At 32.2% G+C, this 14,897-nt stretch carries 17 protein-coding genes and 1 pseudogene; 11 read left to right on the forward strand and 7 right to left on the reverse strand.

Annotation, left to right across the window (positions count from 1 at the left end):
• Positions 1–61: 61 nt before the first annotated feature.
• Positions 62–268, reverse strand: coding sequence for a helix-turn-helix transcriptional regulator (locus tag DK866_RS08480; RefSeq protein WP_109408610.1), 207 nt, complete (start codon positions 266–268; stop codon positions 62–64).
• 111 nt (positions 269–379) lie between these two features.
• Complete coding sequence (locus tag DK866_RS08485) at positions 380–985, reverse strand: inovirus Gp2 family protein (RefSeq protein WP_109408539.1); 606 nt, start codon at positions 983–985, stop codon at positions 380–382.
• Positions 986–1,373: 388 nt separating this feature from the next.
• Here DK866_RS08485 and DK866_RS19815 point away from each other — a divergent pair, with 388 nt between their 5' ends.
• The 8 genes from DK866_RS19815 (at position 1,374) to DK866_RS08525 (ending at position 7,175) form a co-directional block, all read left to right on the forward strand.
• Positions 1,374–2,204: a hypothetical protein gene (locus DK866_RS19815; protein ID WP_162556994.1), complete on the forward strand. Its 831-nt coding sequence runs from the start codon at positions 1,374–1,376 to the stop codon at positions 2,202–2,204.
• Positions 2,205–2,285: 81 nt separating this feature from the next.
• A complete protein-coding gene (locus DK866_RS08495; RefSeq protein WP_109408541.1) occupies positions 2,286–3,170 on the forward strand; it encodes a GTPase family protein in 885 nt (294 codons plus the stop codon).
• Positions 3,171–3,416: 246 nt separating this feature from the next.
• Entirely contained in the window at positions 3,417–4,100 is a 684-nt protein-coding gene (locus tag DK866_RS08500; RefSeq protein WP_238601672.1) for a helix-turn-helix transcriptional regulator, read from the forward strand.
• Between the two features lie 38 nt (positions 4,101–4,138).
• Entirely contained in the window at positions 4,139–4,483 is a 345-nt protein-coding gene (locus DK866_RS08505; protein ID WP_109408543.1) for a hypothetical protein, read from the forward strand.
• Positions 4,484–4,622: 139 nt separating this feature from the next.
• The gene (locus tag DK866_RS08510; protein ID WP_109408611.1) at positions 4,623–5,051 is read left to right on the forward strand and encodes an antirestriction protein; all 429 of its coding nucleotides are present in this window, start codon (positions 4,623–4,625) and stop codon (positions 5,049–5,051) included.
• Between the two features lie 63 nt (positions 5,052–5,114).
• Positions 5,115–5,936, forward strand: coding sequence for a DUF932 domain-containing protein (locus tag DK866_RS08515; RefSeq protein WP_109408544.1), 822 nt, complete (start codon positions 5,115–5,117; stop codon positions 5,934–5,936).
• Between the two features lie 126 nt (positions 5,937–6,062).
• Positions 6,063–6,272 carry a hypothetical protein gene (locus tag DK866_RS08520; RefSeq protein WP_109408545.1) on the forward strand — a complete coding sequence of 70 codons (210 nt, stop codon included), beginning with the start codon at positions 6,063–6,065 and terminating at the stop codon, positions 6,270–6,272.
• A gap of 174 nt (positions 6,273–6,446) precedes the next feature.
• The gene (locus DK866_RS08525) at positions 6,447–7,175 is read left to right on the forward strand and encodes a hypothetical protein (RefSeq protein WP_109408546.1); all 729 of its coding nucleotides are present in this window, start codon (positions 6,447–6,449) and stop codon (positions 7,173–7,175) included.
• 253 nt (positions 7,176–7,428) lie between these two features.
• Here DK866_RS08525 and DK866_RS20120 read toward each other — a convergent pair.
• The 5 genes and pseudogenes from DK866_RS20120 to DK866_RS20135 form a co-directional block, all read right to left on the reverse strand.
• Positions 7,429–7,729, reverse strand: a pseudogene (locus tag DK866_RS20120) (DUF6396 domain-containing protein).
• 2 nt (positions 7,730–7,731) lie between these two features.
• Entirely contained in the window at positions 7,732–7,971 is a 240-nt protein-coding gene (locus tag DK866_RS20125; RefSeq protein WP_109408547.1) for a hypothetical protein, read from the reverse strand.
• Positions 7,972–7,980: 9 nt separating this feature from the next.
• Positions 7,981–8,373 carry a phospholipase D-like domain-containing protein gene (locus tag DK866_RS08540; RefSeq protein ID WP_109408548.1) on the reverse strand — a complete coding sequence of 131 codons (393 nt, stop codon included), beginning with the start codon at positions 8,371–8,373 and terminating at the stop codon, positions 7,981–7,983.
• Between the two features lie 276 nt (positions 8,374–8,649).
• Positions 8,650–8,886: a hypothetical protein gene (locus DK866_RS20130; protein ID WP_244179673.1), complete on the reverse strand. Its 237-nt coding sequence runs from the start codon at positions 8,884–8,886 to the stop codon at positions 8,650–8,652.
• Positions 8,887–9,199: 313 nt separating this feature from the next.
• Positions 9,200–9,415, reverse strand: a complete 216-nt coding sequence (locus tag DK866_RS20135) for a hypothetical protein (RefSeq protein WP_244179674.1) — start codon at positions 9,413–9,415, stop codon at positions 9,200–9,202.
• Between the two features lie 1,719 nt (positions 9,416–11,134).
• On the opposite strand from DK866_RS20135, the gene DK866_RS08555 reads away from it, so the two are divergent.
• The 3 genes from DK866_RS08555 (at position 11,135) to DK866_RS08565 (ending at position 14,878) form a co-directional block, all read left to right on the forward strand.
• Positions 11,135–11,689, forward strand: a complete 555-nt coding sequence (locus DK866_RS08555; RefSeq protein WP_109408549.1) for a fimbrial protein — start codon at positions 11,135–11,137, stop codon at positions 11,687–11,689.
• 61 nt (positions 11,690–11,750) lie between these two features.
• A complete protein-coding gene (locus DK866_RS08560) occupies positions 11,751–12,335 on the forward strand; it encodes a fimbrial protein (RefSeq protein ID WP_162556995.1) in 585 nt (194 codons plus the stop codon).
• A 38-nt stretch (positions 12,336–12,373) separates the two neighbouring features.
• Positions 12,374–14,878, forward strand: a complete 2,505-nt coding sequence (locus DK866_RS08565) for a fimbria/pilus outer membrane usher protein (protein WP_409076916.1) — start codon at positions 12,374–12,376, stop codon at positions 14,876–14,878.
• Positions 14,879–14,897: the final 19 nt, after the last annotated feature.

The raw sequence follows: 14,897 nt of genomic DNA on the forward strand, positions 1-14,897 counted from the left end.
TTATATAGTTAATTGATTATGTGACGAATTCTAAAAGAAGAGAGGCTTAGTAAATTGAGAATTAAGCGCGCGATTCTTTAATGCGAATTTGTAACCAACTTTCAACTTCACTTTTAAGCCACCGTGAACTACGCCCGAATTTAATTGGTCTTGGAAACTCACCATCTTGAATAAGTTTATAAAACCATTTATCTGTTAGACCTGTTAATTGAGTTATAAATTTCATATCAATAAACTGATTATCAAGAAGAGATATAGGTGAAGGCATTGAACTTGTCATGATGAATAATCCTGTCTTTAATGGATAAAGTCAGAAGTGATATTCAATAAATAAAATTGATATCACTTCTGTTCATGACATTCCATCTCCAGTAATTAATTATCGACTGCATCCCACCACTCTATGCCCATCGTTATAAGGTTTGCTAAAGTCCTTAGCTAAATAGGTTAAAAAATCAATCCATTTATTCTTTTTTTCTTTAAATTCTGGATCTTTTTTATTTAAATACTTTATTTCAAAAGGCACATAATGGACTAAGCCTGAAGTAATTCTATCAATACCTATTGCGCTAAACCAAGCTGAGTTAATCATTGAGTAAAGGTTATATGTATCTTCAAAACTACCGAGAGAAAAGAAAGCATCTTTATTAAAAAATAAGACACAATGATAATGCTGATGTTTATTAATAGGACCAATTTCTCTGACCCAAACATATTTTAGTTTATTAGGATATATTCTTTTTTTATCTTTTTTGTTCCGTTTTTCGTGAGCTTTTAGTTTTGATTTTAATGATTCAAAGAATCGAGATATAACACGGGAGTCGTTTTTATGTTTAACCTTTAGAGGAAACCTTAGATCTATCCTAACGATAAAATTTCTGGAAGATTGTTCTAACACAGAGTCTAACGTCTTAATTATCTTCTCTTTGATTTTTAAGTTTACCGAGGTCATTTTTGGATTGGTTAAATGAATATTTATTTTCATGTACGCACCTTTTAGTCATGAGATTTCATAGATTGTAGAGATACGTATTAATTTATTTTTTCTAGATTGTTATTTTTTTTCGTTTCATTATCTTTAAACTAAGGGTAGTAATATAATTCTAATACTACATTGCGATGTAATAGTCTATCTGTAGGTATGTTAGATATATATAATACTATACCAACATACTTTTATCCGTATGGGATACCCTATTTATTGGGATTCTCTCGTTTGTTTTACTCTGACGTTGTTACTTCAAATCCTTATACTATTTGCATTATATTTACAAGATTGGTAGTCTAGTTGATGTTTATAAGTATTTGAAACATATGCTTTGTAATATTATATATCAATTAAGGGTTTATTATGATTGTAGTGATGAGGATGTATGAATAAAAAAATAACGAGAAAATTGATTACTATTAAAGATCAAAAAATTATTAATTATTTAAATAAAAAAAAGGAAGTATATGGTATTTCAAATACAGATTTAATTAACTTAGCACTAGAGGAGAAATATAAAAATGAAAATAAGGAAGATGAAGAAAAATCAGATTACATTTCAATTGCTATTCAATTAATGAGAATACGAAGTGTAAGAGATATATCTCCACTAAAAATAAAAATACCATCAAAACATATCATTGGTAATGATTTTGAAAAAATAAGATCTTATAAAAATAAGACTGATGAATATATTTCAAAGATAAAAAACAATAAATATCTACATGATCTTTTAAAGGAAGAGTTAAAAAAAGCTATCTTCTTAAAAGAAAAAGAAAAAGAAAAAGAAAAAGAAAAAGTTTTTAGTTTGATTGTATTTAAAAAAGTAATAGTAAATATTCATAGCGCTGATATCTCTGGAGAAGATGAGATAAATAATGAAGAAATATTAAATTTTAATATTACAATACATTGGAGTCGTTTCTTTATTGATTTTAGCATAAAAGGATTTTTATTCTTTGATTTTTTAAAAGTCAAATATTTAAGATATAGAGATATTTTTATACCATTTAATCTTTATAAAAAAAATTTATTTAATGAAAGCTTTTGTTTTATTCACACTCAGTATGGTGGATATTTTTGCCCGGTACTTAAATCACCTTTAGATCCTTGTATAATAGATGAGTGTATTAAGAGTAAATATAAAGATAACATGTTGATAGAATTAAATTCAGATAACATTGTAGTAAGCATAGAAAAATTGAAGAGAATTTAATATTTATACGATAAATTTAAATTTCATATAAAATGAAATCTATATTATCTCTTTGTTATTACACAAGGAGATAATTAATTTATGTCAAAATCAAACCTTATTTCTACCACATTAACTAAAGTACTTCCTCAATCCCTCTCATATCTACACACTTATATAGAAAGTAAATTAAATACCCTAATTCACTATTCTCCTACCATTGGTTTAATGGGTAAAACAGGTGTCGGTAAATCCAGTCTATGTAATGCCTTATTTCAAGCCAATATTTCCCCAGTGAGTGATATTCACAGTGGTACACATGAAGCTAAATATTTTGAAATGCAGTTAAGCACACGAACATTAACTTTCGTAGATTTACCGGGTATTGGTGAAAGTATCGCAAGCGATGAGGTTTATCTGGTTCAATATAAACAACTGTTACCTAGACTTGATTTAATTATTTGGGTATTGAGGGCAGATGAACGAGCATGGTTATCTGATGAAATAACGTATCGATTTCTAACAGAGCAATGTGGTTATGATAAAACACAGTTTCTTTTTGTTTTAAATCAAGCAGACAAAATTGAACCTTGTCGAGAATGGGATACAGAGCATTGTAAACCTTCAGCTATGCAACATCAGAATCTACAACAGAAAGTCGCTATTGTTCAGCATACTTTTTCACCTCTCCATCCTGTTATTGCTATTTCAGCGAAAGAATCTTATCAATTGAATTTGTTTGCTGAAGCATTGATATCAGCATTACCTTCACACGCTAGTAGCAGTGTAGTTAGTCAGCTACAACGGAAATATCGAACTGAGCCTGTTGAATATATTGCTCGACAGAATTTTGGCCAAAGTGTAACAGAAACTGTTGATTCTTTAATTCATGAACTTTCATTATCCACGTTACTAAAAACTGTATTGGTGAAAACAAAAGGCATCTTAGTTGATGCAGTAACTTCATTATGGCGATGGTTATTTTAGCGTTATTAAAATAAAGCAAATTTCCTTCAAATAGTATGTTTTGTACATATATCGTTCAATGTGACTCGACAGGGTGTGTCGTTCTTAAAAAATCTGAAGTGAATGGATTTAATATACTTATAAATCAATATATTAGCGATTTTAATTTCTGAAAAATCTTTTCATTTAATTTTAAATTACGACATAACCTGTCTGATGCATTTCTTATACTGAGGCTTGTTTGATATGGCACAGGAGATGAGGGATATGCAGGGAAATGAAGCTCGCCATGACCGCTTAGCTATGCGGTTATCGCTAATCATTAGTCGGTTATTAGCGGGGGAAACATTATCTCTAAAAGCACTCTCTGATGAATTTGGTGTGTCAGAAAGAACTCTTCAACGAGATTTTAATCAGCGATTATCTCATCTTGATTTAGTTTCAGATAAAGAAGGATATCGTTTATCTGGGCGTTTAACAGCTTGGCGTCCACCCGATATTTTTACCTTTCTACAAAAAGTAGGGTTATCTCGTTATTTTCCGGGGTTAACACGTAAGGCTGTAAATCACCTGCTTAATAGTGATATTCATTACCCTTGCTTAGCTTGGCACACTTCCATTGAGACTCACCCCACCAGCGCTGAATGTTTTTATCGCATTATTACTGCGATTACGTCAACTGTTGATATTCGTATCCAGCAGACAGATAGCGAATGGCTACAACTCACACCTTATCGGCTAGTTCTTCAAGGTGCCCATTGGTATCTCATTGCGTGCATTGTACTGAGATTAGTCGTTATTCCTTTGGATAAGATCCAAACTGTTCACATTACAGAAATAATGAGTTGTCGACGACAAGATATCTGTCAGTTATCACAGGAAGATGATTTTATTCAAGGATTACCTTATTTCGATAGTTTTCAACGAACAATGAAAGGTATTGATTATTAATACCTATTTTTCTTTATATTAATTAATGGAATATAACTATGATATTTTCAAATGTACTAAATAAATTAAAAGAGTATTCAAAAACCTTAATAATATTGTTTTCCGTATTTGGGATTATAGTTCTCTATAAAGGTTGTAGTGGGGAGGAAAGAACTTACTATCGTATAGGGGAGATTAAAGCTGTTAATTCCTGTGGGCAGTATGACTCTCGTAATTATCTTTGTGGCCTTGATATTTATGATACAAGTACAAAACAGTTATTATCAAACGAAATGGTAGGGCTTAAGTCTCAACCTTATGTCGGTCATGTGTTATTTAGTCAATGCATAGTGAAAGGCTCAAGTGTGTCTTGTTCAAAAGAGTGGAGATATATTCGCTCATAACTCATCTACCAATCTGATGTATTTATTTTCACATACTCATTCCTAGATTTAACTCTTTTCTATTTCAATGAATAAGCTTGTCGGTTATCCGACAAGCTTATTTGTCTTTATTTGAAGGAAATACATAATGAATTCAACAATGTTAGCTAAAGATGGTTTTGAATATATTCAAGTCAATAAAGTATCTGTGTCAGAAAGGCTCGATTTCTGGCAAAGCCACTTTGGCACAGTTAAAGGTTTCGCCACGTTTGAAGTAGTAATATTTACTATTATGGGGCAGTTCTGTGATGAGTACACAGGCGGCTATTGGGAATACTGCACCTTACCCAACGGTGGCGTATTTATTTATCCTGACTTGGATCATGAAACATTAACGCTGTTCAATATGCACAATGGCAATGAAGCGGTACTAAGCCCTGAAGCGGCTGGAGTAGCTGTGTGCTTGATGCTGTATAGCCAATGGTCATTTAGAACAGAAAGTGAGTTATTGGTTGAGCATTTCTACCAACTTCGTGACTACGCTATTCAACATCCTGAAAGTTCTACCATCTTTCATTTAATCGATTAATTCCCTCTAAATTTACTCTTCTATTTTAACTTATCTTATTTAATTAATTTTAAAGGAATTCCTATGACTCGTTTAGCCTCTCGCTTTGGTGCGGCGAATGTGATCCGTCGTGACCGCCCGTTAACCATTGAAGAATTATTCCGTACTGTACCGAGTGTTTTCTCTGAAGAAAAACACGAATCCAGAAGTGACCGATACACTTACATACCAACCATTACCTTATTGGATAGTCTTCAAAAGGAAGGTTTCTACCCGTTCTTTGCCTGTCAGACTCGTGTACGTGATACCAGTCGTCGAGAGCATACTAAGCATATGTTACGCCTACGTCGACATGACCAAATTACAGGAATACAAGTGCCTGAAATTATCTTACTTAATAGCCATGATGGTTCAAGCAGTTATCAAATGTTACCGGGGTTATTTAGAGCGGTGTGTCAAAATGGTTTAGTGTGCGGAGACACCTTTGGTGAAGTACGTGTACCGCACAAAGGTAATGTCGTAGATAAAGTGATTGAAGGGGCTTATGAAATACTAGAAACGTTTGATGCTGTCGCTGAAAAGCGAGAAAAGATGCAATCTCTTCTATTACCACCACCAGCACAACAAGCTTTGGCTCAAGCAGCTTTAACGTATCGCTTTGGTGAAGAACATCAACCGATTACCGAGGAACAGGTTTTACAGCCTCGCCGATGGGAAGATAAGAAAGATGATCTTTGGACAGTGTACCAACGCTTGCAGGAGAATTTAATCAAAGGCGGATTATCAGGTAGAAATGCCAAAGGTAAACGCGCTCGTACTCGTTCAGTGAATGGCATTGATGGGGATATCAAGTTGAATAAGGCACTGTGGGTGATGACGGAAAAGATGTATGAGCATTTTTTGTAAATAAGATAAATGCTGTGGATTTTCTTTGAATACTTTGATGTGATGCTAAATGTACGATTGATGTTCTTTGGTTGTTAATCTTTTTAGCCTAATTTTAAATAGTTATCCTTTATGAAGGGAAAGTTTATGGACAAAATTCATATTGACCGAGTAATCATCTGTGATTTTATTAAAAATCCAAATCTCTATGATTCAAAAACACCAGAAGGAGCTATATTACGTACTGCATATAGTAATGGTATTAAGTTTCGTCACATAAAGGGGGGATGGATAGAATTTTGTGATAGAACACAAAGATGGATTGTATATAAAGTGTGGGTTTATACCTATAAATGATGTTTTTTAAGTGATTAATTGTCACTTCCAATATGTAGGCAATAGCTTGATTCAATGTGTATTTGCCTACTTAATGAATTATTTAAAACTAGAGAGCAACTATTCCACAACTTAAAAGCTGAGTTATTAACCATATAATCAAATCATTCAATGTGTTAATTTTTAGAGGTCGAGATGTTAAAAGCTATTGTATTCATACTTCAAGTAATAGTTGGTATTTATTGTCTTGGAAATATGGCACGTCAAAATCCTAAATTTGATGCATTTTTAATTTTACTAGAAGATGGTTATGGGAGAGTTAACGAAAAGGTTAAAGAAACTAACGTTAAGGATGGGGTGGAATTTTTAAAAAAAATTTATGGGTATATGGTTTTGGTTTTCTTTTTACTTCTTTTGATAGGCAATTATTTAGCTTTAAATAATGAACGATACACTTTTATTTTTACTATAGGCTTTTGTATAAGCCTTCTTGGCTTGTGGGGGGTTTCATGGTGCTTTCAACATAAAAAGATGGTTGCAGGTAACCTCAGGATTGTGTTGTTGATAGTGGTATCTCCATTTTTTTTAGCGTTTTTAGAATCTCAGTCTGAAGTTTCATTATTGGGTCGATTTTCAGAACCTTTGCTAAATTTGTTAGAGCAACTCGGTTTTTCTAAAGATCTTAATGTAGAAATTTGGACTCTAGCCTTTATGATTAGTGCAATATTATTAGGAATGATAATTGTTCAATATGTGTTTGCATGGGGTATATTTATTCCTATCTTGCTGCTCAACATTATAATTGTAGTTTTAATAATAAATTTTGCTAAGTTGGTTAATATATTTGCACCTAAAAAAGCATTTTCAGGGTTAATGGCGGCAATGTTTGTATTCTTAATGTGGCTACAAAATTATGCGCTCTAATCTATTGAGAAAAGGAATTAAAACAGAAAGTTATATTCTTTCTTTTATTTCATAGTAAGAAATAGGACAATGATAGTAAATACAGTCTAATTCACTGAGTATACATTTAAGTATACAAAAATTTATCTTTAAATTTATAACAAACAAAAACAATGTATTGCCTATTAAAAGCGAGTCCGGCCTTCGCACCAAAAATTAGACGCTAAGAGCGTCTTTTTTATATTTAGCCTAAACCCTATTATTGATTTTGAGTCTATTTTTGATATTCAAAAGTACCATCCCATTCGGGCAGTTCAGCAGGAGGAAGAGGGACGATTTTATCGATATCGGGGAATTTGGCGTTGGGGGGCATCTATTTCATCACTAATCAAAGCATAACGGCGAGATCGTTCTAAGTCGATTTCCTGTCCTAAATAATCCAAGCTATTATTAGGATCACTCGTTTTAAATGCTCCTGATAAATTATAAGCACTTTGGGGATCTCCTTGTTTAACTGCCTCTTGATAATAAAATAAAGCTTGCGAGTAATTTTCATCAACAACCAAATAGTTCATCGCTAAACGATTTGATTAAAATTGGGTTTATCCTGTTCGCTTAATTGCACCGCCTGTTTAAACCAATTGTCTGCTTGCGGATCTAATGGTGGAAAAACATCTTTTTCATGTACACAGGTAAATTGAAAGTTTTTAAGGTTATCATGCGTTTGTTTTTTCGCTCCACAGCCTGAAATTTGCACCAGCATTACAGTAATAAATAAAATAATAATATTGGATTTTATTACTCTTGTTTTTTCCATGAGGTATTCTCATCTAAAAATTAAATTAATGATTGTTTTGGTAACGTTTTTTCCTTCTTTTTTATTTTCTTTATTTATATCAATGATTTTATTCCATTTACCAAATACTATTCCAAAATCATTTAGGCTTACTCCCGAATGAAGTCGCCATAAAAATTCTCGCATTTGTTTAATTATTCCTACGGAATCGGTATCTTGTATATTAATATTTAATTCGCTATCAAATCGCATACTGCGATAATTAATATTGCTCGATCCTAATGTCATAAAGACATCATCCATCATTAATACTTTGCTATGAACATAAGTCAGTTGCCAAAGAGATTTATGAGTTATATCTGGATTAGTCGACACTAACGTACAAATAATCGTATTTAAGTCCGGTATTCTTTTTTCTATCATTTCATTTTTTTATCTTCAGATAATTTGTCTTTCTTAAAAAAATTAGGACACAAATCAAGGTACTTTAATTTTTTTAGTATATAGTAAAACTTCCCACTTTCATTTCTTCAAGTACCGTGGTATTTGTCACTACAAATAAATACAGGGATAAATGATATCCTTCTGCTTTTCTCTTTTTTACCGCCTCTGTTAATGTTGTTAAAAAAGGCGAATAACAGAAATATTGGTTTTCCATATAAATATAATTGCGGGCAGTAGATATTGCTTCTATACCAACTATTGTTTTAATACCATTGGATTAAAAACGACTATTTTTTTATCCTTAGTAACACCACATGGCATAAAACCTTTTTTAAATATGGAGAATATTTCTTCTAATTTAGAACTCTCATTAAAAGAAAATAAATATCGATAAATACTAACCATACTTAGCATATGATGACACTCATCACTAACTTCTTCTAAAAATGAATCATATTCGATATTGTCAGCTAATCCTTGCTTCTTTCTCATGAGATATAATTTTCTTTTCCTAATATTTTCCTTTACATAGTCTTCAGTTGACAGCTTTGTTCTGTCAAGAATATTTTTATCTGCCTTTTTATAATTCTCATGAAGATAAAATTCAGATATGAGATCAGAAAAAAAATCGCTCCAAATTGCATATGGACTTGAAACATTCTGATCAAAAAGGAGTTTTATAGCATTTTCTTTATCTTCTATAATTTCATATTCTTCTAATTTATCAGAAGATCCAGAAAGAAAATTAGAGCTTTTAAAAAAAGCATTGGCTCCATATAAAAATCTATTGTTTCATGCATCGATATCACCCTAATATTTTACTCCAACAATCAAACACTCTTTGCCTTCCTATTTGGCTAACATCCTTACCAAATATTTGTGTGTTATACATATCTTTAGATCTAATTATATTCCCATTTATTATGCCTTTTTTAGCTATATCTTGTATATTAGCTACTTGTTGCGATATAACTTCTTTAGATGATTTAAGATCTATTCTATCTAAAGCATTTCTAATCACATCTGTATATCCGTTATGGTTGCCTTGGTGCCTTGGTGCCTTGCCATTGCACTAACACCATTGTTAGCTTTCCTCAAGTCAAGAATATGCCGTTGGCAGCAACATCAATACCATATTCAATTTTTATCAAAGCAGGATGGTTTACCAATTCCTTCGGTATAACCTTGCTCGGTGACTAATACGACCGCCTCTTGCTTAAACTCAGTGGTGTAAATATTGTTTGTTCATTTTTTCATTTAACACCTAAATAATTGGATTAGATTCCATTATTAAAGTGATCTGTTTTATTAAAACAGATCACTCACTGTATCAAGCTAAAGAAGAACAGAAAAAGAATTTAATACATTCGACAAGCTTCTCTGTGATGGCCTCGTGACTAATAAAAAGTGGTCAGAAGGAGATAGCTGTCGAGCCCTTAAAAGTCTTTAGGACAACGGGAGTGGGCTGAACTGAAAACTTACATTATCCTAGGTCCATTAAAGGCATAGATACGGCAGGTAGTTTGATATTGCGACTCCATTATAACAATGCGTGACAGCTATTGTGCGCAATACAACACAGAGAAGCTTAATTGATTATAACTCTACTTATAATATAGCTAGCCAATTCATACTACTCAGTTAGTGAATAGTACAAACCTACCTGTGATTATGAAAAGCTTATCAGAGAGAAGAAATTTACTTTTTTTCTATTATTGTTTAATACATATCGAATTAAGATAATAATGGTTATGAAGGAAATATAGATAATATTATTTATGCAAAATATAAAAAACAATTACGTTCTCATTCTAAAAATAAGTATTTACCAGATATTTTATTTTTGGTGTTTATTTTTATAACATCAAGATAATGAACTTCATTTAATAAAAATAGATTAATTTAAGTGAAATTCAATATATTAAATTGAGTTATGTATATCTATGTTAATTGTGAATAAAATGTGTTTTTGTTACTTGTTCTTAACAGTTAATATTCTGTTATCTGAAAAAAGAGATTGTAAATAGTTAGGTAATGATACTTAATTTAATCATACGTAAAAATATAACCATACAATTATGTTGATCTTCTATTTTAGATAGACGAATAAAGACCTAATAATGATATTTATTAGATAATAATTCTAAAATTATTTTTTTGATTTAAATCGTTGTCTGGGTTAGTGGTATTAAATGTAATTATTGATATATACCCATCGCGCATTTTGTTTATTATTTGTTTCAAATTTGTTTGTGAAATTAAATATGTGTGTATTTTACGTGTTTTACGTGTAATTTTGCTGTTTCTTATTGAATATCAATGACCAAGAATAGTCTTAATTTATGGTAAATAATGTCGTTTTTAATCCTAATACGAGTATTAATAAATAAATCTTCCGTTCATATACAGATTATCCTAATTTGTTTTTTAGTTTATTACACTTGTTATTGATCGTTTTTTGATGTTATTTGATCTTTTATCCCTATATTTTATTAAAAATCATTACTATTTTTTATTTAATCTTAAGTTCTTTTACAAATTGAAAAGAAATATTTCAAGCTATAGTATGTGTGTAACGAAATTTGGTGGAGTAATTAAAAATATAAATTAATTATTCCATTAATAATATCTAGGTAATTAGATTAAGTTTTTTTAAATATCTTAATCTAATAAAGATAAGCTCTACTATTTTAAAAAAATGACGTTAGTCAGATATTAACTTACTTTTGAGGTATACATAATGACATTTAAGAAATTAAGCATCGTTGGCGCTGCAGTTGCATTATCTTTAGCATCATTCGGTTCTATTGCTGATAATAATGGCGTAGTTAACTTCGTTGGTTCAGTTGTTGATTCTCCATGTAACATCGCTGACGAAAGTTTAAATCAAACAGTTAAATTTGGTGAAATTTCTCGTGTGTTCTTAGAGCAAGGTAATGAAAGAGAAAGAGCATTCACTATTAAATTAGAACAATGTAACTTCGACAAATTCAAAAAAGACGAAAATGGCGAGTGGTTACCTGTTAAAACTATGAAAATCCAATTTGACGGACGTTCATATGCAGATGCAACAAATACACTGTTAGCAACTGACAGAACTAAAGCTAACAACGTTGGTATCGCTATCGATACTTACAAATTTGGTGAAGCTACTGATATCTTAGCTAAAATGCGTAACAAACAAGGTACTAACGTACTTGAATTCACTGCTTTAGCTAAAGCTGTTGATGCATCTAAAGAAGTTAAAGAAGGCGAATTCTCTGCTATCGCTGACTTCCGTATTTCATACGAATAATGCACCAATATATGTATAGGGGATTTTCCCCTATACATATTTAAATAATGGTAATGAGATGATGAAATTTAATAAAAATAAGTATCTGACTATTTTAAATACGATGGGAGTACTATTTTTTGTATCATCAGTCTCTTTTGCTTTTGATGACGTGGTAAAACCCAAAGTTCTCAAAGGTAATGCATCATTAGTTGGCTCAATTATAGCATCGCCTTGCTCTATTGAAATGGAAGATCGTTACCAATATATCCAATTTGGAGATATATCGCTATCTGCTATTGATAATAAAGTAAAGAGAGAAAATTTAAGAAAGAAATTTTATATAAGATTATCGAGTTGTGTTAGTCAATATAGTGATACAGATAGGAAAGCATTAAATATTCAATTTAATGGATTAGAAGCTAATAATGATTCTATATTTTCGATGTCTGGAAGCTCTAATGGATTAGGTTTTTATATTTTAGATGAAGATGAGAATATAATTACCCCTAATAAGCCTTATTATATTGATCATCTTATATATCATACTAAAGATGCAAAAAGAGAACCTATATTAAATTATCAAATTGAATTTGCTTTTACTAATCAAATAATAGAAGCAGGAAAACACTCTGCATTTGTGTATTTTTCAATCGATTATAAATAGATAATAAATTTATTTTTTTGATCACATTATCACGGTGAATGAATATGCTAATTTCAAAAAATATGGCAAAAGTAGTTTTATTACTCACAATGTCACCGTGCTTCTATGCTTATTCTGTCGAATTTAATACAGATATTCTTGATGCTTCCGATGCTGCAAATATTGATATCAGCCAATTTAATAGTGCTGGTTATATTATGCCAGGGGATTACCATCTTACTATTTTTAGTAATGGTGAAAGGATCGGTCCTAGTCAAAAAGTCTCTGTTTATCCAATTGAAAAAACAGCATCTTCAGAAAATATATTTAATACGGTCTGTGTACCTAGTAATAATCTTGAAAAATTAGGGTTAACAGAAGAAGCAGAAAAAAAAGTTCTAACACACCATGATGGCCAATGTTTAGATCTATCCCCATTAACTGGGACAAATTTAACATTTGATTTGCCTGCACTCGCGCTTAAACTAACGGTTCCACAAACGTGGTTACAATATTCAGATCCTTCATGGGTACCTCCTTCGCGTTGGGAAGAAGGTATTGTAGGTGCATTTATTGATTACACGTTATCACTCAGCGGTGCTAAATATAATTCAGGTTCTAAATCTGTTTATGCATCTATGAATGGTACCAGTGGTTTTAATATGGGCGTTTGGCGTTTTCGTAGTGACTATAGTATGAGTTACCAAAAAGAAAACGGCGGAAATAGCAGTGATAAACATGAATCACATAATTTTGATTTCAATCGTTTCTATGCTTATCGTTCTATTAAAGCGTTGGCCGCGACATTAACTGTTGGTGAAAACTACTTTTATTCACAATTATTTGATGCTTGGCAATACACTGGTATCACCTTAGAAAGTGACGATCGCATGTTACCACCTAAGTTGGTGGGCTATGCGCCAGAAATTGTTGGTGTAGCAAAAACAAATGCGACCATTATTGTTAAAAGCCAAGATCGTATTATTTTAGAAACAACGGTTCCACCTGGACCATTTAGAATTCAGACCTTGGATAGCTCTATCCAAGGGCAGCTAGATGTCACAATTCGTGAAGATAATGGTGAAGAACGTAAGTTTACTATTTCTACTGCAACACTGCCTTACTTAACTCGCCCTGGGCAAATCCGCTATAAATTAGTGGGGGGGAAATCACGTTATGAAGATCATAGATTAACGGGTGATACTGCAATTGGTGGTGAAATTTCCTATGGTGTGAGTAATGCATGGAGCTTATATGGTGGTAGCCAATTATCTCAACACTATCAATCTGTTGCGGTTGGTGTTGGGCGTGACCTTTCTATGTTTGGTGCGCTCTCTTTTGATATCAACCAATCATTTGCCAAATTATCAGAGAGTGATAAACAAGGTCGTTCATATCGTGTGAACTACTCGAAATCATTTGATGAAGTAAAAACCAATATTACCTTTGCTGGTTATCGTTTTACGGATGAAGACTATCGTACCTTAAGTCAAGCTATGGAAGAGCGAAGAACTGGGCAGGATGCTTATTCTCCAAAAGAAAGTTACCAAATTTATTTAAATAAATATTTTGATAATTTCTCATTATCGCTTAATTATCAACATAATACTTTCTGGAATAGTCGCTCTCAAACGCAATATGGTATTTATGCAAATACGCGATTCTCTTTATCTAAAGTGAAGATCCGCGATATTAACTTAACACTCTCAGCTTTTCGCTCTCAGCGTGAAGGCGTGAATGATGATACGTTAAGTTTGTATGTATCTGTGCCTTTCGATCAAGGTGGAAACCTGACTTTCTCTGAACAATATACAAAAACAGATGGAAAAGGACGTTACAACCATAACGTGGGCTATAGTGGATATGATGAAGGTTTAAGCTACAGTATGAATGCAGGCTTAACACATGGAAAAGAAGTCGATTCAGAATCTTCATTTAGTGGTTATGTCAGTAAAGATATGAGTCTTGCAAACCTTGCAGCAAGTGCAAGTTATGTACCTAGTCAATATAAAAGTTTAAGCGGAACACTTTCTGGTGGTTTAACAGGAACATCTCATGGTCTGGTGCTTCATCAACCTGCTTATGGGGATACGCGCTTACTTATTGAAACTCCGGGGATAGCGGGTGTTCCGATTGAAGGTGAATCAGTAAAAACTAACGCATTTGGATTAGCTGTTATACCTAGTGTTACTAGTTTCCGTAGTTCATCAGCAGCGATTGATGTGAGTGCATTACCGGATAACTATGACGCGATTGATACGATGACAGATGTCACTTTAACAAGAGGTGCAATTGGTTATCGTCAAATGAAAGTAATTAAAGGCTATAAGCTATTTGCCACAGTTAAGATGAGTGATGGTAAACATCCACCATTTGGGGCAAGTATTCGTAATAAAGATAATGTGGAATTAGGTATTGTTGGAGACGAAGGTATAGCTTGGGTAGTTGGTGTTGCTGAAAATGAAGAACTGGGCGTCTTCTGGGGAAATGAAAAGCGTTGCACCATTAATTTACCTGAAACCATTGATCCAAAAACACAAATGCTATTAATGCCATGTAAGTGATGCTAATAAGGTTAACCGT

The organism is Proteus genomosp. 4 str. ATCC 51469, assembly GCF_003144375.1.
Classification (GTDB): Bacteria; Pseudomonadota; Gammaproteobacteria; order Enterobacterales; family Enterobacteriaceae; genus Proteus.

What these genes read in the sequence shown, in the direction of transcription:
- DK866_RS08480 (WP_109408610.1), bottom strand. Translation starts at nt 268, where the DNA reads ATGCCTTCACCTATATCTCTTCTTGATAATCAGTTTATTGATATGAAA.
- DK866_RS08485 (WP_109408539.1), bottom strand. Translation starts at nt 985, where the DNA reads ATGAAAATAAATATTCATTTAACCAATCCAAAAATGACCTCGGTAAAC.
- DK866_RS19815 (WP_162556994.1), top strand. Translation starts at nt 1,374, where the DNA reads ATGAATAAAAAAATAACGAGAAAATTGATTACTATTAAAGATCAAAAA.
- DK866_RS08495 (WP_109408541.1), top strand. Translation starts at nt 2,286, where the DNA reads ATGTCAAAATCAAACCTTATTTCTACCACATTAACTAAAGTACTTCCT.
- DK866_RS08500 (WP_238601672.1), top strand. Translation starts at nt 3,417, where the DNA reads ATGCAGGGAAATGAAGCTCGCCATGACCGCTTAGCTATGCGGTTATCG.
- DK866_RS08505 (WP_109408543.1), top strand. Translation starts at nt 4,139, where the DNA reads ATGATATTTTCAAATGTACTAAATAAATTAAAAGAGTATTCAAAAACC.
- DK866_RS08510 (WP_109408611.1), top strand. Translation starts at nt 4,623, where the DNA reads ATGTTAGCTAAAGATGGTTTTGAATATATTCAAGTCAATAAAGTATCT.
- DK866_RS08515 (WP_109408544.1), top strand. Translation starts at nt 5,115, where the DNA reads ATGACTCGTTTAGCCTCTCGCTTTGGTGCGGCGAATGTGATCCGTCGT.
- DK866_RS08520 (WP_109408545.1), top strand. Translation starts at nt 6,063, where the DNA reads ATGGACAAAATTCATATTGACCGAGTAATCATCTGTGATTTTATTAAA.
- DK866_RS08525 (WP_109408546.1), top strand. Translation starts at nt 6,447, where the DNA reads ATGTTAAAAGCTATTGTATTCATACTTCAAGTAATAGTTGGTATTTAT.
- DK866_RS20125 (WP_109408547.1), bottom strand. Translation starts at nt 7,971, where the DNA reads ATGGAAAAAACAAGAGTAATAAAATCCAATATTATTATTTTATTTATT.
- DK866_RS08540 (WP_109408548.1), bottom strand. Translation starts at nt 8,373, where the DNA reads ATGATAGAAAAAAGAATACCGGACTTAAATACGATTATTTGTACGTTA.
- DK866_RS20130 (WP_244179673.1), bottom strand. Translation starts at nt 8,886, where the DNA reads ATGAGAAAGAAGCAAGGATTAGCTGACAATATCGAATATGATTCATTT.
- DK866_RS08555 (WP_109408549.1), top strand. Translation starts at nt 11,135, where the DNA reads ATGACATTTAAGAAATTAAGCATCGTTGGCGCTGCAGTTGCATTATCT.
- DK866_RS08560 (WP_162556995.1), top strand. Translation starts at nt 11,751, where the DNA reads ATGAAATTTAATAAAAATAAGTATCTGACTATTTTAAATACGATGGGA.
- DK866_RS08565 (WP_409076916.1), top strand. Translation starts at nt 12,374, where the DNA reads ATGAATATGCTAATTTCAAAAAATATGGCAAAAGTAGTTTTATTACTC.